This window comes from Rhizobium sp. AAP116, assembly GCF_001295785.1.
Taxonomy (GTDB): domain Bacteria; phylum Pseudomonadota; class Alphaproteobacteria; order Rhizobiales; family Rhizobiaceae; genus Allorhizobium.
Genome location: NZ_LJIB01000005.1, coordinates 23,432 through 44,700, shown reverse-complemented (window position 1 = coordinate 44,700; position 21,269 = coordinate 23,432). Strand labels below are relative to the sequence as shown.

Here is a 21,269-nt window from a genome sequence, read left to right as displayed (position 1 = left end):
AGACCCGGCGGCTCGAGCCGCCGGGATTTTCCTTCAGTCGGTAAGTAAAATGATGACCGTTCAATCTGCCAAGCTCGCGGCGGGCGCGATCCCGGCTGGCGAGCCCATTCTCGAAATGCGCGGCATTTCCCAGATCTTTCCGGGCGTAAAGGCGCTCGACAAGGTAGATATCGCCCTCCACCCGGGCAAGGTGACCGCGCTGATCGGCGAGAACGGCGCCGGCAAGTCGACTCTCGTCAAGATCCTGACCGGTATCTATCGCCCGAACGAAGGCGAGATCCGCATCGACGGAAAGCCAACCGCCTTCTCCAACGCCCAGGAGGCGATCGACGCAGGTGTGACAGCCATCCATCAGGAGACGGTGCTCTTCGACGAACTGACTGTCGGCGAAAACATCTTCCTCGGCCACGCGCCGCGCACGCGCTTTGGCCTGATTGACTGGCGCACCATCAACGATCGCTCCCGGGACCTGATGAAGGCGCTGGAAAGCGACATCGACCCGACCACCAAGCTCAAGGATTTTTCGATTGCCCAGCGCCATCTGGTCGCGATTGCCCGCGCACTCTCCGTCGATGCCCGTATCGTCATCATGGACGAACCGACGGCCGCCCTCTCGCGCAAGGAAATCGACGATCTCTTCCGCATCGTCGAGGGTTTGAAGCGCCAGGGCAAGGCGATCCTCTTCATCAGCCACAAGTTCGACGAACTCTACGAAATCGCCGACAACTACGCCGTCTTCCGCGATGGTCGCATGGTCGGCGCAGGCGTGCTCAGGGACACACCCCAGGACGAGATCGTGCGGATGATGGTGGGACGCGACGTGCACGACGTCTTCCCGAAAACCGAGGCCGTGATTGGCGCACCGGTTCTCAGTGTCGTGGGCTACAGCCACGAAACCGAATTCCGCGACATCAGCTTCACCCTCAACAAGGGAGAGATCCTCGGCGTCTACGGCCTGATCGGTGCCGGCCGCTCCGAACTCTGCCAGTCGATTTTCGGCATCAACAGGCCAAAATCCGGCAGGTTGGAACTCGAAGGTCGCGAGATCACCATTCGCAACACCTCGGATGCGATCGCAGCCGGCATCGTCTATGTGCCCGAGGAACGTGGTCGCCACGGCCTGGCGCTGGAACTGCCGATCTACCAGAACATGTCGCTGCCCTCACTGATCCGCACCTCGGTTGCAGGCTTCCTGAAGGCGACCAATGAGCTGAAGCTCGCTCGCCGCTTTGCCGAACGGCTCGACCTGCGCGCGGCCGCCCTCTCCGTTCCCGTCGGCACGCTCTCGGGCGGCAACCAGCAGAAGGTCGTGATCGGCAAGTGGCTCGCCACCTCGCCCAAAGTCATCATTCTCGATGAACCGACGAAGGGCATCGACATCGGCTCCAAGGCCGCCGTCCATGCCTTCATCTCGGAACTCGCCAGCGAAGGCCTGTCGATCATCATGATCTCGTCAGAACTGCCGGAAATCCTCGGCATGTCGGACCGTGTGATGGTGATGCGCGAGGGCCTGCAAGCTGGCATTTTCGAGCGCGAAGGCCTGACCGCAGAGACGCTTGTGCGCGCCGCCACCGGCAATGCGTGAGGAATGACAATGCAGAACCTTTTGAAAAACCGCGAAATGCTGCTTGGCATGATCATCATCGGCATGATCATGAGCTTCACCACGCGGGCACCCAATTTCGCGACACCTGAAAACCTGGTGACGATCTTCAACGACACCTCGATCCTGATCATCCTGGCGCTCGGCCAGATGGTCGTGATCCTGACCAAGTCGATCGACCTCTCGGTTGCCGCCAATCTCGCCTTTACCGGCATGGCAGTCGCCATGCTCGACAGCGCCTATCCCGGCCTGCCGCTGGCACTCCTCGTTCTCATCGCAATCGGCATTGGTGCAGCCCTCGGCGCAATCAACGGCTTCCTCGTCTGGGCCCTGCAGATCCCACCGATCGTCGTGACGCTCGGCACGCTGACCATCTATCGCGGCATGAGCTTCGTCCTTTCAGGCGGCGCCTGGGTCAACGCCCACCAGATGCAGCCGGATTTTCTCGGCGTCCCGCGTCTGCCGGTGCTGGGCTTGCCGATCCTCTCCTGGGTGGCGATTGCAGTCATCCTGCTGGTCGGCTTCATCCTCGCCCGCACCCCCTTCGGCCGCTCGACCTATGCCGCAGGCGGCAATCCAGTCGCGGCCATCTATGCCGGCATTGACGTCGGTCGGGCCCGCTTCCTCGCCTTCGTGCTCTCGGGCGCGCTCGCCGGCCTTTCCGGTTACCTCTGGGTTTCACGTTATGCGGTCGCCTATGTCGACATCGCCGCCGGCTTCGAACTCGACAGCGTGGCTGCCTGCGTCATCGGCGGCATCTCGATTGCAGGTGGCATCGGCACCGTGATCGGCACGGTCTTGGGCGCCCTCTTCCTCGGCGTCATCAAGAATGCGCTCCCCGTCATCGGCATTTCGCCCTTCGCCCAGATGGCGATCTCGGGCATCGTCATCGTGCTCGCCGTCGTCTTCAACGCCCGCGCCGAAGCCAAGAAGGGCCGCATCATCCTGCGTGACCGCGCAGCCGGAAAGGAGGCAACGGCATGAGCACCGCACATGAACACACAAAGCGCGTCATCCCCGACCGGCTAGAAACACCCTTCCGCCGACTGCTCGGCAGCTGGGAAGTACTGCTCTTCTGCGTGGCGGTGCTGATCTTCATCGCCAATTCGTTTGCCTCGCCCTACTTCCTGAATGCCTGGAACCTGTCGGACGCCACCTTCAATTTCACCGAAAAGGCGCTGATCGCCTTTGCCATGGCGCTGCTGATCATCGCCGGCGAGATCGACCTCTCGGTTGCCGCGATCATCGCGCTCGCCTCGACCGCGATGGGCTATGCAGCACAGCTTGGCGTCGGGGCACCCGGTCTGGTCGCGATCGGGATCACCACCGGCCTTGCCTGTGGCGCCTTCAACGGCCTGCTCGTCGCCGGCCTGAAGCTGCCCTCGATCGTCGTGACCATCGGCACGATGAGCCTTTTCCGCGGCATCTCCTATCTGGTTCTCGGCGACCAGGCCTTCGGCAAATATCCGCCGGAATTTGCCTTCTTCGGCCAGGGTTACGTCTTCTGGGTCATCTCCTTCGAGTTCGTCCTGTTCCTGGTGATGGCGCTGCTCTTCGCCATCCTCCTGCACCGGACGAATTTCGGCCGCCACGTCTATGTCATCGGCAACAATCCACTGGCCGCCCGCTTTTCCGGCATCCCGGTCGAGCGCGTGAAGTTCATTCTCTTCCTGCTGACGGGCCTGATGAGCGGCATCGCCGCCGTCTGCCTCACCTCGCGCCTCGGCTCGACCCGTCCCTCGATCGCTCAAGGGTGGGAGCTTGAAGTCGTCACCATGGTCGTGCTCGGCGGCGTCTCCATCCTCGGCGGTTCGGGCACCATCGTCGGCGTCGTCATCGCCGCCTTCGTCATGGGCCTCGTCACCTTCGGCCTCGGTCTCCTCAACGTACCCGGCATCGTCATGTCGATCTTCATCGGCCTACTCCTGATCATCACCATCGCGCTCCCCATCGTCGCGCGGCGGATCAAGCATGCGAGGAACGCGCAATGAGCGAGACCGAACGCCACGTCTTCAAGATGAAGCTCAATCCGGGCATGGAGGCGGAGTATAAAAAGCGCCATGACGAGATCTGGCCTGATCTCGTCGACTTGCTGCATGATGCCGGTATCAGCGACTACACGATCCATCTCGATCCGGAGACGAACCTGCTGATCGGCGTCCTGACCCGCACCCGGAACCACGGCATGGCGGCACTGCCATCGCATCCGGTGATGATACGCTGGTGGGGCCACATGTCCGACATCATGGCCACCAACCCCGACAATTCGCCCTGGGCCGTCGATCTGAAACCCGTCTTTCACATGCCATGAGCCAGTCTTTCCAACGCATCGCCGTCATCGACATCGGCAAGACCAATGCCAAGGTGGTGCTGGTTGATGGGATGACCGGCACCGAACTGGCAGTCCGAAAAACCGCGAATACGGTCATCCCCGGCCCGCCCTACCCGCACTTCGATGTCGAGGCGCTTTGGGCGTTCCTGCTGGGGTCTCTGAGGGAATTCGCCGCCGGACCTGGCTTCGACGCCTTGTCGATCACCACGCATGGCGCATCGGCAGCCCTGCTGGACGACGAGGGCAGCCTTGCGATGCCGGTGCTGGACTACGAACATCTCTACCCACACGAGACAACTGAGGCCTATGGCAAGCTGCGGCCGGATTTTTCGGAAACCTTCTCGCCAGCTCTCACAGGGGGCCTGAACGTCGGGGCGCAGTTACACTATCAGAAGACAACTTTCTCGGACAAGTTCGACAAGGTCGCAACGATCCTCACTTATCCGCAGTACTGGGCTTACCGCCTGACGGGTGTTGTCGCCAACGAGCGGACCTCGCTTGGTTGCCACACCGATCTCTGGCACCCGTTTGAAGGGCGTTATTCGAAGCTGGTTGACACCCTTGGTATCCGCGAGTGGATGGCCCCCTTGCGCTCCGCTTTCGAGGCCCTCGGGCCCATCAGACCGGAGGTGGCCCACGCGATCGGCCTGCAGATCCCGGTACCCGTCTATTGCGGACTTCACGATTCCAACGCGTCGCTATTGCCGCATCTCGTGGGCTTCGGCAGCCCTTGCACTGTCGTGTCCACGGGAACTTGGGTGATCTGCTTCGGCGTCGGCGCCAAGCCGCAAAGATTGGATCCCTCGCGCGATACGCTGGTCAATGTCGACGCCAACGGTCAGGCGGTTCCCTCGGCCCGCTTCATGGGCGGACGCGAATGGGACCTTCTGACCCGCGACATGGCGGTCGTCCCCATTAAGGAGGAACTGATTGCCGCGACAGCGGTGATCGACGCAGGTTCGATGATCCTGCCGAGCGTGGTGATGGGTACCGGCCCATTCCCGGATTCGCATTTCCGTTGGATGAACGAGACGAGCTCTGTGAGCGAACGACTGGCCGCGGCCAGCCTCTACCAGGCCCTGATGACCCAAACCTGTCTCGACCTCATCGAGGCAGAGGGGCCGATCATCGTCGAGGGTCCATTTGCCGCCAATCAACTCTATCTTCGCGCGCTCCACACGCTGATGAAGCGTCCAGTCCACGCATCGGAAGCGACCACCGGCACGGCAATCGGCGCGGCCTTGCTGACGGGGATCACGATTGATGTTAAAATGCGGAGCATCGTCGACACGCTAGACGGACTGGACGATTATGCCCGGGAGTGGCGCTCAAGGGCCGGTAAAACCTAGGCCGTGACGAAGATCGTCCGGCACGGACAATCAACGTTTACCCGCTGATCCGGATGCTCAGAAACTTAAAGCGTGACGATCAGCACCGCTATAAAGCCGATCGAAACAGTCGCGGCGGCAACCGCGGCCCGCTGCCGGCAAACCTCGACAGAACGCCTGGATTTGGGGTCACCGAAAAGCTTCGCGATCGCATGTGACATGGCAGTCTCCCACGAACGGAGCCACTCATTGGCTCCGGCTGATATTGACACATTTTCGTCATAATCAGCGCCACGTCAACAATCACGACTAGATTGGTATTCTAAAGATATGCGTGTTGGGAAAATTCCTCTCTCGGGTGAGCCGGGACGTCAACGGAGTTCGCCCAGCCCGTGCGATCAGCAGGTCCAAGGCGAAACGCCACCCTTGTGGTCTTGTCAACCGACGGCCCATCAGCCAATACAACTGTTGAATTGTCAGACAACATGACAGACGAGAGTCGTACGCTTGTAAGGAGGAGCCATGACAACGCACACGACAGATGAGGCTTCGCGAAGGGCACTCGGACTGGCCGGGATGGCAGGCCCTGCAGTCATGCTGCTCGGAATGCTGCTCTTTGCGATGAACGATGCCATGGGCAAATGGCTGGTTGCGAGCTATGGCCTCGGCCAGGTCATCCTGATCCGCAGCATTGCAGCACTTCTGATCCTTGCGCCCTTCCTCTGGATGGCCGGCCTGAAGCCGATCGTCGAGGCAGAGCGACCCTGGCTGCAGTTCACGCGCGTCGTGCTTTCGACGCTGGAACTCTTCTGTTTCTACTACGCGGTCATGTATCTGCCGCTGGCCGATGTCATGACCTACTGGCTCGCAGCGCCGATCTATGTGGCGGCGGCAGCGCCTTTCCTGCTGGGAGAAAAGGTCGGCTGGCGGCGCTGGTCCGCAATTGCTATCGGCTTCATCGGGGTCGTGATCACGCTCGAGCCGTCGAGCGCCATGTTCACCACACCCGCTCTGATCTCGATCATCGGCACTGCCGCCTTCGCTTTCATGATGCTCTCGGGCCGCAGCCTGCGCGGCACGCCGGACAAGACGCTTGTACTGTTCCAGACGGGTGGAGCCGCAGTGGTCGGCCTGATTGCCGCCCCCTTCGGCTGGACACCGATCACGTCGGTGAATGAAATCCTGTTGCTGGGGCTTCTCGGCATCGTTGCCATGAGCGCGCACATGCTGGTCAACCGCGCCTTGAAAATCTCGGACGCCGCGACCGTCGCGCCGCTCCAATACACACTGCTGCTATGGGCTGTTGTCTTCGGCTATTTCTTCTTCGGCGAAGTGCCTCGACTGACAATGATCGTCGGTGCGACCCTCATCGTCGGATCGGGCCTGTTCATCTTCTTCCGTGAGCAGCAATTGAAGAAGCGGGACAAGGTCCTGCCCTCGGCCCCCAAATGATCAACTAAAAAGCCCGCAGCGGTTTCCCGCTGCGGGCTTCTTCTGGTGCGGCGCTCAAGAGCGCCACGACCAGGGAGGTCACTTACGGAGTTCGGCGAGCTTGGCGAGAATGTCGTCCACCACCTCGGCACCGATCGTCTCCTTGTGCTTTTCATAGACGATCATGGACTTTTCGCGGATGCGCTGCTGCTCTTCAGGCGAAAGCGTGTTCACCTCAAGGCCGGCTGCCTTGATCTTCTCCAGCGACTGCTTGTTGAGGTCGGCGATAACCGATCGCTCGACATCACGGCCAACCGTTGCGCATTCGCGCAAGGCCGCCTGTTCTTCCGGCGTATAGGTATCGAAGATCGCCTTGGAGAACAGGAAGAGGAACGGCGTATAGGCGTGGTTCGTCTCAGTGATATATTTCTGCACCTCGAAGAACTTAGAGGTGTCGATCGTCACATAGGGGTTTTCCTGGGCGTCGATGGTCTTGGTCTCGAGTGCCGAGAAAACTTCGCCGAATGCCATCGGGGTAGCGTTTGCGCCGAGGTTCTGGAAGGTATCGAGGAAGATGTTGTTCTGCATGACGCGAACCTTCATCCCTTCGAAGTCTTCCCACTTCGTCACCGGACGAACCGAGTTGGACAGGTTGCGGAAACCGTTCTCCCAATAGCCGAGGTTCACGAGGCCAACGGCTTCGAGCTTCTGGTTCATCATGTCGCCGAACTCGCCGTCGAGTACCTTGTAGGCCTCGTCAGCGGAGCCGAACAGGAACGGCAGGTCGAAGACACCAAGCGCCGGCTCGATGCCGACGAGAGGCGACGAAGACGTCACCACGGCTTCCTGGACGCCCGAACGCAGAGCCTGGGTCGCCTGGAGGTCGCCACCGAGGGCACCGCCCCAGAACGCCTGCAGCTTCAGTTTGCCACCGGACTTGTCATCCAGGCACTTCTGCATGGCCTCGATGCCGTTCCCGACAGGGTGATCGGCATTGATGCCGTTCGATACGCGGATGGTGCGGTCGTTGAATTCCGCAAAAGCCGGAACGGCTCCGGAAACGGCGAATGCCAGTGCTGTCGTTGCGAGTAGTATCTTCCTCATGGTGTATCCTCCCTTGGATTTTAATGAGTTGGTTGAACTTCGTTCCTCACCGTAGCCACTGCGCCGGCACGATGACGATCTCGGGAAATATGACGAGCAATACGAGAACGAGCACCTGCGCGAGCAGGAACGGAACAATGCCCGTCACGACTTTGCCGAGCGGTACGCGCCCGACCCCGCTGACCACGTTGAGCACCACGCCAACGGGCGGCGTGATCAAGCCGATGCAGCAGTTCATGATGAACATGACGCCGAAATAGACCGGATCGATGCCCGCCTGCTTGATGATCGGCATCAGCACGGGTGTCAGGATCAGGATGGTCGGTGTCAGGTCCAATGCGGTTCCGACGACGAGAACCAGTGCCATGATGACGAACATCAGCAGCATCGGCCGATCGATCAGAGGTTCGATGTAGCGCGTGATCTCGCCGGGAATATTGGCCGCAGTGATCAACCAGGCGGAGACCAGGGCCGCGCACACCAGGAACATGATGATCGAGGTTGTCTTGGCCGCCTGCAGGATGACCCGCGGCAGATCCCTCGGCTTCAGTTCCCGATAGATCACCATGCCGACGAACATGGCATAGGCAGCCGCAATGACAGCCGCCTCCGTAGGCGTCACCACCCCGGCCTTGATCCCTCCCAGGATGATAACCGGCATGCCGAGCGCCCAGGCCGCACGCCCTGTGGCTCGCAAGCGCTCTTTCGCCGGCGCTTTCGGCAAGGGCTTCACGTTGTCCTTGCGAACCACGATCTGCCAGGCAATGACAAGCGCGATCCCCATCAACATGCCCGGCACGATCCCCGCCATGAAGAGCTGTGTGATCGACACATTCGCGGCAACACCGAAGACGATGAACGCCATCGACGGCGGGATGACGGGTGCGATGATACCACCGGACGCAATGAGGCCGGCAGAGCGCGGCACGTTGTATCCCGCCTTTGCCATCATCGGGATCAGGATTGCGGCCAGAGCTGCCGTATCGGCAGCGGCCGAGCCTGAGATGCTGGCCATGATCACGGCGGCCATGATGGCAACGATACCGAGGCCGCCACGGATGTGGCCAACGCAGGCAATCGCAAACTCGATGATGCGCCGCGACAGGCCGCCGGAATTCATCAACTCGCCGGCCAGCACGAAGAACGGGATGGCGAGCAGCGTGAACGTGTCGGCGCCCGCGATCATGTTCTGCGCGATGATCTGGCTGTTGAACATGCCCATGTACCACATGAGCGTCACGCCGCAGAACATCAGAGCGAAGGCGACCGGAACGCCAATGGCCATGGCGCCGAGGAGCGAGGTGATAAAGACAAGAAGGGTCATCAGGCGCGCTCCACCAGCTTCTCAATGCCGTGGTGTTCGCCTGCAAAGGCTGCAATTTCACTTTCGGTGACACGCCCGGTGACCAGACGGAAGAGGCGTTCGAGCGCGATCAGACTACAGCCGGCGCCGGTGAAGAAGCCGATACCGTAGACCCAGCCCATGGAAAGTCCCGTAACGGGTGCGCTCATGCTGGCATTGATCGGCAACTGCTTCCAGGTTCCCCAGAAGAAGATGGCAGAAACGCCGAAAATGAGGAGATTGGACAAGATCATGCAGATGACCCGGCCGCGCCGACCGAATAGGGCCACCAGACTTTCCACGCCCATGTGTCCGTATTCGCGAAAGCCGACGACCGCGCCGACAAAGGTCAACCATACGAAGAAATAGCGGGCCATTTCATCCGAGACAGTCAGGCCGGAGTTGAAGCCGTAACGCAGAATGACATTGACGAAGACCATGATCGCCATGCCCGACAAGAGCAGGATCAGAAGCAATTCGAGGAATTTGTAGAAGAGATCGACAATTCTGGTCATACGCCCTCACGCCTTGTCGAGCAGGCCGCGCTGGGCCAGGTTGCGGAAAAGAGCACGTGTTCCGAAGGTCCATTCCGGGCAGGCATCCGTGCGATCGACCCAGTTAACCAGACGACCAAGCGTTGGTGTCGCAATCTCGACGCGATCGCCAACCTCATGCGTGAAGCCTTGGCCAGCAGCACGGCGATCCTTGACCGGCGCGAACATGGTGCCGAGGAACAGAACAGCACCATCGGGGTATTGGTGGTTGCGGTTGCGCAATTGGGCAACAAGGTTCTCCGGCGCCCGGCTGATCGCTTCCATCGGACTTTCCCCCGTCATTTCAAAGCCGTCCTCGCCGCGCACGAGCAGCGAGACGCGAACCTTGCGCAGCACGTCCATCGTGAAGCTGCCATGGAAAAGCCGGACGAAGGGCCCTATCGAGCACGATGCATTATTGTCCTTCGCCTTCCCCAGGAGCAGCGCCGACCGGCCCTCGACATCTCGCAGATTCACATCGTTGCCGAGCGTCGCGCCGATGATCTTGCCATCGGAACGAACGACAAGAACGATTTCGGGCTCCGGATTGTTCCATTGGGAAATCGGATGAATGCCGACAGTATCGCCACAGGTGACCGACGACATCGGCTGAGCCTTGGTGAAGATCTCCGCGTCGGGGCCGATCCCGACCTCCAGATATTGCGACCAGAGGCCCATGTCCTGCAGCAGTGTTTTCACCTTCGCCGCCTGCTCGGAGCCGGCGACCAGTCCCCGCAAGCTGTCGCCCAAAACGGGTGCAAGCTTCTCGCGGATGGCCTGGGCACGCCCGGCATCGCCCTTCGCCTGCTCCTCGATCACCCGCTCCAGCATGCTATCTGCGAAGGTGACACCGGCGGCCTTGACGGCTTGAAGATCAATGGGGGCGAGCAGATGACCGGCGTCGCCGGACAGGAACTGGTTGAGCGTGCCCAGAGCAGGCAGGCTCTCCTCAGCCATCAAGCGCTCGGCGAGATCTTCAAACTCGAACAGTCCGGAAACCGTGGAGGCAAGACCCGTCACGTCGTAGAGGGTGCCGTTGCGCACGATTACCGGGCAAGGACCCGCCGCGGCCTTAGACCAAACCCTGCCGACCAGCACAGCCTGGGAGGAATCTTCCGGCAGAATATAGACGGATTCGAGACTTTGACGGCGCTGCAAGACGGACCTCCTCCTTGTCCTCCGGCATGAACGACCCTGTCGCCTGCCATATTGTCAGGATGTCTGACAACTCTTGATGCAAATTCATAGGGTCAGATTTGACGCCTGTCTACCCCGGACGACAGACTTGTGGACAAAGCCGCCGCGCGAACCGCGTCAGAATTGCTCGAGGCTGAGATCGATCCGGCTTGCAGCACCGTGCAGATGGGCGCGCATGGCCTCGCGTGCGCCCGCACCGTCGCGCCTGGCGATCGCGTCTCTCAGCCGGACATGTTCGGCGATGGTCACTTCAACGATTTCCTCAAGCACGGCGCGGGAGCGTGCCGCATCGATCGCCAGGCTGATGCGCTCGGCGATGAAGCCGATGAACAGCGCGAAATACTCGTTGTGTGTCGCCTCGGCGACGGCCCGGTGGAAGGCGAGATCGGCGACGATGCCCTGCTCCGTCCACTTCTCGGCCCCCGTCATGCGCGACAGCGCCTCGTCGATCTTCGCAAGATCCTCCGAGGTGTGGTGCACGGCGGCGAGCCCCGCCGCTTCGATTTCGAGTGGCACACGCAGCTGGAAAAGCGCGCGAAAGCTCTGAGGCTCGGAGAGTTCGCCATCCTTGATACGGATCGGTCTGGCCGAAGGTTCGCTGACGAAGGCACCGACACCCTGCCGGGTCTCCACCAGGCCTTCGTTCCGCAACTGCGCGATGGCCTCGCGCACGACAGAGCGGCTGACGCCGAGCGTCTTGGCCAGAACATGCTCGGTCGGCAATCGCTCGCCGGGCTTAAGACGTCCCTGGCTGATCTCATCGGCCAATTGCGCAGCAATTCGGGCCGGAAGGTGCTCACTGCGCCTGATCTGTCCGAAATTCAATTGCCCGAGGTCGATCGACATGCCCGCTGGTCTCCTTGCCACCCGCTCCGGTATTTCACGAATCCGCACTCGAATTCAATTGGCAACCGGGGTTCATGACCCCAGAGGGATCGATGGCACGCTTGATAGCAGTCAGGAGTTTCAGCTGCGTGGCCGGCACACGCGAGAGAAAGTCCGGCTTCTTCAGGCGACCGATGCCGTGCTCGGCGCTGATCGAACCTTGGAAACCATCCAGAACATCATTCACGACATTTTTCGCCGTGTAGATCCTCGCGGCCACCTCGTCGCGGGAAAGACCCGAGGGCGGCAACACGTTGAGATGGACATTGCCGTCACCGACATGACCGTAGGAAACGCAGGTGCAATCCGGCAAGCGCGCTGCGATGGCCGCTTCAGCCTGCTCAACGAACTCCGGAAGTCGCGACAGGGGCACGGACACATCCGTTCGCAGATGCGGCCCACGTTTGGCCTGCCCCTCATTCATCCCCTCGCGGAAGAGCCAGAGAGAGCGGGCCTGGCTCCGCGACGTTGCGACGACGCCGTCCAGCACCAGGCCGTCCTCCAGCACGCCTTCAAGAAAGCGGTGCATCAGGTCTTCGATATCGACAAGGCCGGAACCCGAGATCTCAAGCAGCACATAGGCCGGATAATCGGCGCTCATCGGCATGGCGAGATCAGGAATTGCTTCTTGCGCGAGGGTGAAGGCGATCGGCGGCATGAACTCGAAGGCCGACATGAGGTCGCAGCAGTCTCGTCGCGCACGCCGGTAGAGCGTGATCGCATCCGACAATGCTCCGAGACCCAGCAAAGCCGTCGCAACCTTCTCAGCCGGCGGAGCAAGCTTGAAGGCAGCGGCGGTGACGATACCAAGCGTGCCCTCCGCCCCGATGAACAACTGCTTTAGATCGACCCCGCGATTGTCTTTGCGCAGCGTGGACAAACCTTCGAAAATCGAGCCATCGGGCAGGACGACTTCGAGACCAAGCACGAGTTCGCGCGTCATGCCGTAGCGCAACACGTTGATGCCGCCCGCATTCGTCGAGACATTGCCGCCGATCCGGCAGGAACCCTGCGCACCGAGCGCAAGCGGGAAGTAGAGCCCTGCATCCTCTACCTTGTCCTTGAAATCCTGCAGGATGACACCCGCCTCAACGACGGCCGAGAAATCATCCGCGTCGATGCGGCGGATCGCCGTCATGCGCTCGAGACTGACGACAACCTGGCTCGCCGGTGCATCGGGAATGCCCCCGAGAACCAGCCCCGTATTGCCGCCTTGCGGCACGATCGCTAACCCCAGAGAGCGGATGGTTCGAACGACAAGCGAGACCTCCTCAGTCGTTCGCGGACGGACAACCGCCATAGCGCCGGTCGTGACATCCCCATGCCAATCCCGGCAGTAGCGCTCGACTTCGGCGCCGACGACGACCATGTCAGGTCCGAGCACTTCGATGAGGCTAGGAATCGGGTTGCCCGCCATGCTCCACAAATCCTTGCCCTCAATTGCGCTTTCCATGGCCATCATCAGTCTCCCCGTCGGCCCATCTGGAGATGGACAAAGAATTCGGTTTCCACGAGAATGATATAAGGTTATCAGACAACCTTACAAATAGTTTTTGAAGAAGACCCTTGTGCAGATGCACGCAGGGTCGAAGAATGACATGGGAGGACTTTGTCACATGCATATTCTGGTGATTGGCGCGGCCGGCATGGTCGGGCGCAAGCTCGCGCAACGACTCACCCGCGATGGTGAGCTGCAGGGACGGCAGATCACGGCGATGACGCTAGCCGATGTCATGGCTGCAGATGCTCCCGCAGGCTTCGACGGCAGGGTGACGATCGAGACCGTTGATCTGTCTGAGCCCGTAACTGCCGAGCGCCTGATTGTATCGCGCCCCGATGTCATCTTCCATCTCGCTGCGATCGTCTCGGGTGAAGCAGAGCTCGACTTCGAAAAGGGCTACAAGATCAACCTCGACGGCACCCGCTACCTGTTCGAGGCAATCCGGCTTGCGCACATGGCTGACGGCTATTGCCCCCGAGTGGTCTTCACCTCGTCGATCGCGGTCGTCGGTGCGCCGCTGCCTTACCCGATCCCGGACGAGTTCCACACCACGCCGCTGACCAGCTACGGCACGCAGAAGGCGATTTGCGAACTGCTGCTCTCGGACTATTCCCGAAAGGGGTATTTCGACGGCATCGGCATCCGCCTGCCAACAATCTGCATTCGCCCCGGCAAGCCGAACAAGGCAGCCTCGGGCTTCTTCTCCAACATCCTGCGCGAACCGCTGGTCGGCCAGGAGGCCGTCTTGCCGGTGGGCGAGGATGTCCGCCACTGGCATGCCTCGCCCAGATCTGCGGTCGGCTTCCTCATCCACGGCGCAAACATCGACCTGGAAACGGTCGGCCCACGCCGCAACCTGTCGATGCCGGGCCTCAGCGCAACCGTTGGCGAGCAGATCGAAGCGCTGCGCCGCGTGGCAGGGGAGAAAGCGGTCAAGCTCATCCGCCACGAGCCCGACGAGATGATCATGCGCATCTGCGCCGGCTGGGCGCCGGGCTTCGAAGCAACCCGAGCCCGCGCACTCGGCTTCACCGCCGAAAACTCTTTCGATGAAATCATTCGGGTGCATATCGAGGATGAACTGGGAGGCAAGCTTTGACGGGAACTGAAAACAGGCAGATCGCCTTTCTAGGGACCGGGCTGATGGGCGCGCCCATGGCCAGGCGCCTGCTTGCGGCAGGTTTCATCGTCACGGTGTGGAATCGCGATAGCGGCAAGGCAGAGCCTCTGGCCGCAGCCGGTGCCAGGCTTGCAGAAAGCCCGGCAGACGCCGTCGCCGGCGCCCACGTGGTCTTCACCATGCTGTCGGATGGCTCCGCAGTCGAGGACGTGCTTTTCACCAAGGGTACGGCCGAGGCGCTGGAAAAGGGCACGGTCTTCATCGACACATCATCGATCGCACCGCCCATTGCAAAAGATCACGCAAAACGCCTCGCTGATCGCGGCGTCGCCCATATCGATGCACCCGTGTCAGGTGGCGTCGTCGGGGCGGAAGCCGGCACGCTGGCGATCATGGCGGGCGGCGATGCCGAGATCATCGAGGGCCTTGCGGAAATCTTCGCCCCGCTGGGCCGGGTCACGCATGTCGGCCCATCAGGTGCTGGCCAGATCTGCAAGCTCGCCAACCAGCAGATCGTCGCGATCACCATCGGCGCCGTTGCAGAAGCCATGATGCTCGTTGAAGCCGGCGGCGCGTCGCGGGAGAAGTTCCGCGAAGCAATCCGCGGCGGCTTCGCCGAAAGCCGCATACTGGAACTGCACGGCCAGCGCATGGTCGAGCGGCGCTTCGAGCCGGGTGGCCCCTCGCGCTTGCAGTTGAAGGATCTGAACGCCGTCGCCGCCATGGCCGAGACCTTTGGCCTTGAGCTTCCGCTGACAGCGGACGTTCGCCAGGCCTTCGAAGCCTTTGTTGCAGACGGCAATGGCGAACTCGACCACAGTGCTCTTCTGCTTCACCTGGAAAAGATCAACCACCGCAAAGGTGCCGCCGATGACCGAATCTGAAACACCGAAACGCCGTCTCCGTTCCCAGGACTGGTTCGACAATCCCGATCACCTCGACATGACCGCGCTCTATCTGGAGCGCTTCATGAACTACGGCACGACGCCGGAGGAGCTGCGCTCCGGGAAGCCGATCATCGGGATCGCCCAATCGGGCTCCGACATCAATCCCTGCAACCGTCATCACCTGGATCTTGCCAAACGCGTGCGCGACGGCATCCGCGACGCTGGCGGGATTCCGATCGAATTCCCGTCGCATCCACTGTTCGAGAACTGCAAGCGACCGACGGCCGCCCTTGACCGCAACCTCGCCTATCTCGGTCTGGTCGAGTTGCTCTACGGCTATCCCTTCGACGGCGTCGTGCTGACCACGGGCTGCGACAAGACCACGCCCTCTGCCCTGATGGCTGCATCGACGGTGGACATCCCGGCCATCGTGCTCTCCGGCGGCCCGATGCTTGACGGCTGGCATGATGGCGAACTGGTGGGTTCCGGCACGGTAATCTGGCGCTCGCGTCGCAAATATGCGGCCGGTGAGATCAGCCGCGAGGAATTCCTCGAACGCGCGCTCGATTCGGCCCCCTCCCCCGGCCATTGCAACACCATGGGCACCGCTTCGACCATGAACGCGATGGCCGAGGCACTCGGCATGTCTCTCACCGGCTGCGCTGCCATTCCCGCCGCTTACCGCGAACGCGGCCAAATGGCCTATCGCACCGGCAAACGGGCGGTCGAACTGGTTCTGGAGGATATCCGCCCCTCGGACATTCTCAACCGCGAAGCCTTTCTCAATGCCATCCGGGTCAACTCTGCCATCGGCGGATCGACCAACGCTCAGCCGCATCTGATGGCCATGGCCAAACATGCTGGCGTCGAACTCCTGCCTGAGGACTGGCAGGTTCACGGCTACGACATTCCGTTGCTCGCCAACGTTCAGCCGGCCGGCGCCTATCTCGGCGAGCGGTTCCACCGTGCCGGCGGTGTACCCGCGATCATGTGGGAGCTGATGCAGGCCGGAAAGATCGACGCCACCTGTCGCACGGTGACCGGCCGCACCATGGCTGAGAACCTGCAAGGCAGGGAGGCGACGGATCGGGAGGTGATCAAGCCCTACCACGAACCGATGCGTGAACGCGCCGGCTTCGTGGTGCTGAAGGGCAACCTCTTCGACTTTGCGATCATGAAGACGAGCGTCATCTCCGAGGGTTTCCGCTTGCGTTACCTGCAGGAAAAGGGCCGCGAAGGCATCTTCGAGGGCCGCGCCATCGTCTTCGACGGCTCGGAGGACTACCACAAGCGTATCAACGACCCCGCTCTCGAGATCGACGAGGACTGCGTTCTCGTTATTCGCGGCGCAGGCCCGCTCGGCTGGCCGGGTTCGGCCGAAGTGGTCAACATGCAGCCGCCGGATCACCTCATCAAGCGGGGCATCCTCAGCCTTCCGACGATCGGCGACGGCCGCCAGTCCGGCACGGCCGACAGCCCCTCGATCCTCAACGCATCGCCTGAAAGTGCAGCCGGCGGCGGTCTGGCTTGGGTCAGGACCGGCGATACCATCCGCATCGACCTGAATGAGGGGCGTTGCGACATGCTGGTGGGCGACGAGGAAATCGAAAGGCGCAAGGCCGAGGGCATTCCGCCCGTGCCGAAAGACGCGACACCCTGGCAGCGGCTCTATCGTCAGACAGTCACCCAGTTGGCCGATGGCGCGACGATCAAAAACGCAGAGGAATTCCGCCAGATTTCCAAGACGCCTCCGCGTCACAACCATTGAGAAGCATTTCGATTGTTAACCTCCTTTCGGAGAAACAGTCGAATAATCAAGGGCAAGACACGTTTCATCGGGAACCCTCCGACGGGAACTTCATTCTTCTGTCACAGACGATGAATGGAGATCCCGATGAAACCCTTGATAAAACTGCTGTCAGCGTCAGCGCTCGCCGCCGGGATGGTGATTGGTGGCGTCGTCCTCACGTCAGCGGCGCTCGCACCGGAAGAAGCCCCCCACAACTTCACCGGCCTTGATATCAGGGACCTCTGGACGATGGAGCCCGTCCGCATCGACAGGTCCGCACAGAACCTGGAGCGTCTGCCGCCCCGCTATGCAAGCCATGTGGTGATGGTCGAACCCGACCTGGGGGCATCGGATCAGAGCGTGCAGACCGCGACCGCAGAACAGGGTTCCGAGGTTGGTGACATCGACACTCTTGTCACTGCAGCGATCGACGAAGCGACGTCCGGTTTCGGCGCCGACACGCTGCCTCCGGAGCATTTCTCCTGGTGTGAAGCGCGCTATCGTTCCTACGATCCCGTCCGCAATGCCTATCGCAGCTTCAGCGGCGACATTCGCGCTTGTGATTCACCCTATCAGGTCGAGGTCATGGCGGAGCTGGAAGAAAGCAACGCAAGGGTCATGACCGTCAGTGCCGACGGGAGCAATTCTGGTGCTGGCATGGAAGACGAAGGCCACGTCATGGCCTGCATGGAACGCTATCGCTCCTATCGTCCGAGCGACAACACCTACCAGCCTTATGGCGGCGGTCCGCGCCAGCCCTGTCAGCTGGTGGCGTCGTTCTGAACCGCCTGACCCTTGGCGAGGATCAAGCCCGGCGGCGGGTTAGCCACCTGACCGCCGACCACCTGCTCATCTTCAACCAGGGCAACGAAACAACGGCTGCAGTGTTGGCACGTCGGCAGGCGCAAGAAGAGATTGTCCGGCTAGGTCGCCTCTTTGCTCAGGCACCGGCTGCGATCGCCATCTTGGAAGGGCCTTCGCATACCTTCAAGCTGGTAAACCCTGCATACGAAGCGCTGGTTCAGCATTCAGATCTTGTCGGCCGCCCGGTCGCGGATGCACTGCCGGAAGTCCGGGATCAAGGCTTCATCAGCTTGCTCGATACGGTGTACACGACGCAAAAGCCCTATCAGGGCAAGTCCGTCCCGATCGAGTTGGTCTCGCCTGAGGGCGAACGACAGGCCCGCTATCTCGACTTTGTCTACCAGCCTGTCATTGATGCCACTGGCCAGTCAGTTGGCATCTTCGTCCAAGCGTCTGATGTCACCGAAGCAGCAACGGCCATGGCCGCTCTCCGGGACAGTGAACAGCGTTTCGAAGCCATCGTGAACTCGATCGACCAGATGATCTGGTCGACGCGACCGGACGGTTACCACGACTACTTCAACCAGCGTTGGTACGAATACACAGGCGTCAGCGAGGGCTTCACCGACGGCTCGGAATGGGAGAATGTCTTTCACCCCGATGACCGGACAGAAACCCGCGCGAAGTGGCTCCATAGCCTCGAGACAGGTGAACCCTATCACGTGGAGTACCGTCTTCAGCATCGCAGCGGTGTCTATCGCTGGGTCATCGGGCGCGCTCAATGTGTGCGCGACAAGAACGGCGAGGTCAGCCGCTGGTATGGCACCTGCACGGATATTCACGATCTCAAGGTGGCCGAAGAAGCACGTCAGCTTCTGCTGCGGGAGCTCAACCATCGCGTCAAGAACCTCTTCGCCATCACCGCCGGCATGATCAACATGACCGCGCGCTCATCGCCGTCGGTCGGCGAGATGGCAAAATCACTGCACGGTCGCCTGCAGGCCCTGGCGAAGGCGCATCACCTGATCCAGCCGGCCATCATTGCCGGATCATCAGTTGCGGAAACCGTTGCATTCCATACACTTCTGGAAGAAATCCTGTCCCCGCACCTGGCGGATCGCGACAGACAAGTCACCCTGAAAGGTCCGGAAATACTCCTCGGGCCACATGCGTCAACGAGCTTTGCCCTGATCTTTCACGAGCTAGCGACCAATGCGGCAAAGTATGGCCCCTTCCGCGACGCGGAGGGACGACTGGATGTGCGCTGGCGGATGGACAAGGATGCGCTACATCTGGAATGGCAGGAGAATGTCGCTCTGCCCGAGATCAAGGCTCCCAGCCAGGAAGGCTTCGGCAGCAAGCTGGCACGAACCAGTGCTATCCATCAACTCGGCGGAAGCATCGATTTTGAGTGGCTGCCGGGTGGCGTGAACATTGCCCTCACTGCAGCAGGGGAACGGCTCGGCAGATAGCGCGCTGCGAGATCGTTCAAACAAAAAGAGCGCCCACGATGGAGCGCTCAGAAACATGCATCTGGGCTATTCGCCCTCACCCGAGCGCCTTATCGGCACCCTTTGTCTCGCGGCCAATCAGTAGCGCGGGAAATCGGCAGGGTTGATGCCGAGTGTCTTCAGGTGGTGATCCTTCGGACGACGATGCCCTTCGACAGCAGCCGCTGCGGAGCTTGCTGCACCGAGAACGGCGATGGCACGACCGAGGAAACCCTGCTGGATGGACTTGCGGAGGCTAGACATTTCTTTGCTCGCTTTCTTCGTTTGCAAGCAGAAGATGATACTCCGAAGGCCAGATTACAATGGACGGAAAGTCACGACAGCCATGCAGCCGATGCAGGCCGAGTTAATCGGATCCTACATCGGCACATGGCAATTGAGGCATCAGTCTTCGCTGGCGGCAACCTGTGCCAGCACCTGGCCCCTACCCCGCGCCCGAAGGATCATCGGGACAACCAGCGCAATGGCGGCGAGCGCCAGCAGGATCGCTGCGATCGGAGACGTGACCAGCACGGTCGGATCGCCTTGGCTGATCGACAAGGCCCGGCGCAGCTGCTGCTCGGCCATCGGACCCAGGATCAGACCGACGATCACAGGCGCGATCGGATAACCGAAGACACGCATGACATAGCCGAGCACACCGAAGGTCAAAAGCAGACCGAGTTCGAACACCGACGGATTGGCGCCAATCGTGCCAAGCGTGGCAAATACCAGAATGCCGGAATAGAGCCAGGGCTTTGGAATGGTCAGGAGCCGCACCCAGAGGCCAATCAGCGGCAGGTTCAACACGAGCAGCATGAAGTTGGCGATCAACAGCGAGGCGATCAGACCCCAGACGAGCTGCGGATTGGTCGCAAACAACAGCGGACCAGGCTGCAAGCCGAACTGCTGGAAACCTGCCAACATGATTGCGGCAGTTGCCGTGGTCGGCAGGCCGAGCGTCAACAGCGGAACAAGCGTTCCGGCAGCCGAGGCATTGTTGGCCGCTTCTGGCCCGGCGACGCCCTCGATCGCACCTTTGCCGAACTCTTCCGGATGCTTGGAGAACTGCTTCTCCGTCGAATAGGAGAGAAAACTCGACACGTCAGCACCACCGGCAGGCATGGCGCCGATCGGGAAACCAATCGCCGTACCGCGAAGCCAGGGCTTCCAGGAGCGGCTCCAATCGGACTTGTTCATCCAGAGCGAGCCACGCACGGCCTCGACCTTTTCCGGAGCCCGGGCTCCCTGGGCAGCCACGTAGAGCGTCTCGCCGATGGCGAACATCGCAACCGCAAGCGTGGTGACCTCGAGGCCGTCGAGCAGATCCGGCACGCCGAAACTCAGTCGCGTCTGGCCAGTCAGCTGATCGATACCGACGATCGAGAAGGCGAGGCCGACAAAGAGCGCGGTGAGACCACGCAAAGTCGAATCCCCGAATGCTGCCGAGACGGTGACGAAGGCGAGCATCATCAGTGCGAAGTATTCGCGCGGGCCGAAGGACAGGGCGAACTTCACGACATAGGGCGCGATGAAAGCAAGCGCGATGGTTGCCAGAAGGCCGGCAACGAAGGAGCCGATTGCGGCCGTGGCAAGCGCAGGCCCACCACGCCCCGCGCGGGCCATCTTGTTGCCTTCGAGCGCGGTCACGATCGACGCGCTTTCGCCTGGCGTGTTGAGCAGGATCGACGTCGTCGAGCCGCCATACATGCCGCCGTAATAGATGCCGGCGAACATGATCAGCGATCCGGCCGGATCGAGCTGGTAGGTCACCGGCAGCAGGAGCGCGACGGTGAGCGCAGGACCGATTCCCGGCAGGACGCCGACGAGCGTACCGAGCGTAACGCCGATCAGCGCGTAGAACAGGTTGATAGGCTGAGCGGCGATCGCCAGCCCCTGGAGAAGGAAATCAAACGTATTCAC

General features: G+C 61.2%; 20 protein-coding genes. 11 read left to right on the top strand and 9 right to left on the bottom strand.

The window, feature by feature from the left end:
* Positions 1 to 49: 49 nt before the first annotated feature.
* From IP85_RS04980 to IP85_RS04960, 5 genes are read left to right on the top strand one after another with little or no spacing between them, the layout of a single operon-like run.
* Complete coding sequence (locus IP85_RS04980) at positions 50 to 1,585, top strand: sugar ABC transporter ATP-binding protein (protein WP_054148577.1); 1,536 nt, start codon at positions 50 to 52, stop codon at positions 1,583 to 1,585.
* A gap of 9 nt (positions 1,586 to 1,594) precedes the next feature.
* Positions 1,595 to 2,587, top strand: coding sequence for an ABC transporter permease (locus tag IP85_RS04975; RefSeq protein ID WP_054148576.1), 993 nt, complete (start codon positions 1,595 to 1,597; stop codon positions 2,585 to 2,587).
* A complete protein-coding gene (locus tag IP85_RS04970) occupies positions 2,584 to 3,594 on the top strand; it encodes an ABC transporter permease (RefSeq protein WP_054148575.1) in 1,011 nt (336 codons plus the stop codon). The genes IP85_RS04975 and IP85_RS04970 overlap by 4 nt, the downstream gene beginning before the upstream one ends.
* Entirely contained in the window at positions 3,591 to 3,914 is a 324-nt protein-coding gene (locus IP85_RS04965) for an L-rhamnose mutarotase (protein WP_054148574.1), read from the top strand. The genes IP85_RS04970 and IP85_RS04965 overlap by 4 nt, the downstream gene beginning before the upstream one ends.
* Positions 3,911 to 5,284, top strand: coding sequence for an FGGY-family carbohydrate kinase (locus tag IP85_RS04960; protein ID WP_054148573.1), 1,374 nt, complete (start codon positions 3,911 to 3,913; stop codon positions 5,282 to 5,284). The genes IP85_RS04965 and IP85_RS04960 overlap by 4 nt, the downstream gene beginning before the upstream one ends.
* Before the next feature lie 65 nt (positions 5,285 to 5,349).
* On the opposite strand, the gene IP85_RS22620 is transcribed toward IP85_RS04960, so the two are convergent.
* Complete coding sequence (locus IP85_RS22620) at positions 5,350 to 5,484, bottom strand: hypothetical protein (protein WP_256367274.1); 135 nt, start codon at positions 5,482 to 5,484, stop codon at positions 5,350 to 5,352.
* A gap of 355 nt (positions 5,485 to 5,839) precedes the next feature.
* Here IP85_RS22620 and IP85_RS04955 point away from each other — a divergent pair, with 355 nt between their 5' ends.
* Positions 5,840 to 6,715, top strand: coding sequence for a DMT family transporter (locus tag IP85_RS04955; RefSeq protein WP_054148638.1), 876 nt, complete (start codon positions 5,840 to 5,842; stop codon positions 6,713 to 6,715).
* Positions 6,716 to 6,793: 78 nt separating this feature from the next.
* Here the strand turns inward: IP85_RS04955 and IP85_RS04950 are convergent, their stop codons facing one another.
* From IP85_RS04950 to IP85_RS04925, 6 genes are all read right to left on the bottom strand, one after another.
* Positions 6,794 to 7,798, bottom strand: coding sequence for a TRAP transporter substrate-binding protein (locus IP85_RS04950; RefSeq protein ID WP_054148572.1), 1,005 nt, complete (start codon positions 7,796 to 7,798; stop codon positions 6,794 to 6,796).
* A gap of 46 nt (positions 7,799 to 7,844) precedes the next feature.
* Positions 7,845 to 9,122: a TRAP transporter large permease subunit gene (locus IP85_RS04945; RefSeq protein ID WP_054148571.1), complete on the bottom strand. Its 1,278-nt coding sequence runs from the start codon at positions 9,120 to 9,122 to the stop codon at positions 7,845 to 7,847.
* Entirely contained in the window at positions 9,122 to 9,655 is a 534-nt protein-coding gene (locus IP85_RS04940; RefSeq protein WP_054148570.1) for a TRAP transporter small permease, read from the bottom strand. The genes IP85_RS04945 and IP85_RS04940 overlap by 1 nt, the downstream gene beginning before the upstream one ends.
* A gap of 6 nt (positions 9,656 to 9,661) precedes the next feature.
* Positions 9,662 to 10,831 (bottom strand): fumarylacetoacetate hydrolase family protein, encoded by a 1,170-nt coding sequence (locus IP85_RS04935; RefSeq protein ID WP_054148569.1) that lies wholly within the window; start codon positions 10,829 to 10,831, stop codon positions 9,662 to 9,664.
* Positions 10,832 to 10,987: 156 nt separating this feature from the next.
* Positions 10,988 to 11,716, bottom strand: a complete 729-nt coding sequence (locus tag IP85_RS04930; RefSeq protein ID WP_054148568.1) for a FadR/GntR family transcriptional regulator — start codon at positions 11,714 to 11,716, stop codon at positions 10,988 to 10,990.
* Positions 11,717 to 11,750: 34 nt separating this feature from the next.
* Complete coding sequence (locus tag IP85_RS04925; RefSeq protein ID WP_156322744.1) at positions 11,751 to 13,172, bottom strand: FAD-binding oxidoreductase; 1,422 nt, start codon at positions 13,170 to 13,172, stop codon at positions 11,751 to 11,753.
* A gap of 199 nt (positions 13,173 to 13,371) precedes the next feature.
* Here IP85_RS04925 and denD point away from each other — a divergent pair, with 199 nt between their 5' ends.
* From denD to IP85_RS04900, 5 genes are all read left to right on the top strand, one after another.
* Positions 13,372 to 14,355 (top strand): D-erythronate dehydrogenase, encoded by a 984-nt coding sequence (denD, locus tag IP85_RS04920; protein WP_054148567.1) that lies wholly within the window; start codon positions 13,372 to 13,374, stop codon positions 14,353 to 14,355.
* Positions 14,352 to 15,260 (top strand): NAD(P)-dependent oxidoreductase, encoded by a 909-nt coding sequence (locus IP85_RS04915; protein WP_082347586.1) that lies wholly within the window; start codon positions 14,352 to 14,354, stop codon positions 15,258 to 15,260. Before denD ends, IP85_RS04915 begins: the two co-directional genes overlap by 4 nt.
* The gene (locus tag IP85_RS04910; RefSeq protein WP_054148565.1) at positions 15,247 to 17,031 is read left to right on the top strand and encodes an IlvD/Edd family dehydratase; all 1,785 of its coding nucleotides are present in this window, start codon (positions 15,247 to 15,249) and stop codon (positions 17,029 to 17,031) included. Before IP85_RS04915 ends, IP85_RS04910 begins: the two co-directional genes overlap by 14 nt.
* Positions 17,032 to 17,157: 126 nt before the next feature.
* The gene (locus IP85_RS04905) at positions 17,158 to 17,835 is read left to right on the top strand and encodes a BA14K family protein (RefSeq protein WP_054148564.1); all 678 of its coding nucleotides are present in this window, start codon (positions 17,158 to 17,160) and stop codon (positions 17,833 to 17,835) included.
* A 104-nt stretch (positions 17,836 to 17,939) separates the two neighbouring features.
* Positions 17,940 to 19,328, top strand: a complete 1,389-nt coding sequence (locus IP85_RS04900) for a PAS domain S-box protein (RefSeq protein WP_245280797.1) — start codon at positions 17,940 to 17,942, stop codon at positions 19,326 to 19,328.
* A 117-nt stretch (positions 19,329 to 19,445) separates the two neighbouring features.
* Here the strand turns inward: IP85_RS04900 and IP85_RS22355 are convergent, their stop codons facing one another.
* On the bottom strand, positions 19,446 to 19,610 hold the full coding sequence (locus tag IP85_RS22355) for a hypothetical protein (protein ID WP_166601365.1): 165 nt from the start codon (positions 19,608 to 19,610) through the stop codon (positions 19,446 to 19,448).
* Between the two features lie 141 nt (positions 19,611 to 19,751).
* Complete coding sequence (locus IP85_RS04895; protein WP_054148563.1) at positions 19,752 to 21,269, bottom strand: tripartite tricarboxylate transporter permease; 1,518 nt, start codon at positions 21,267 to 21,269, stop codon at positions 19,752 to 19,754.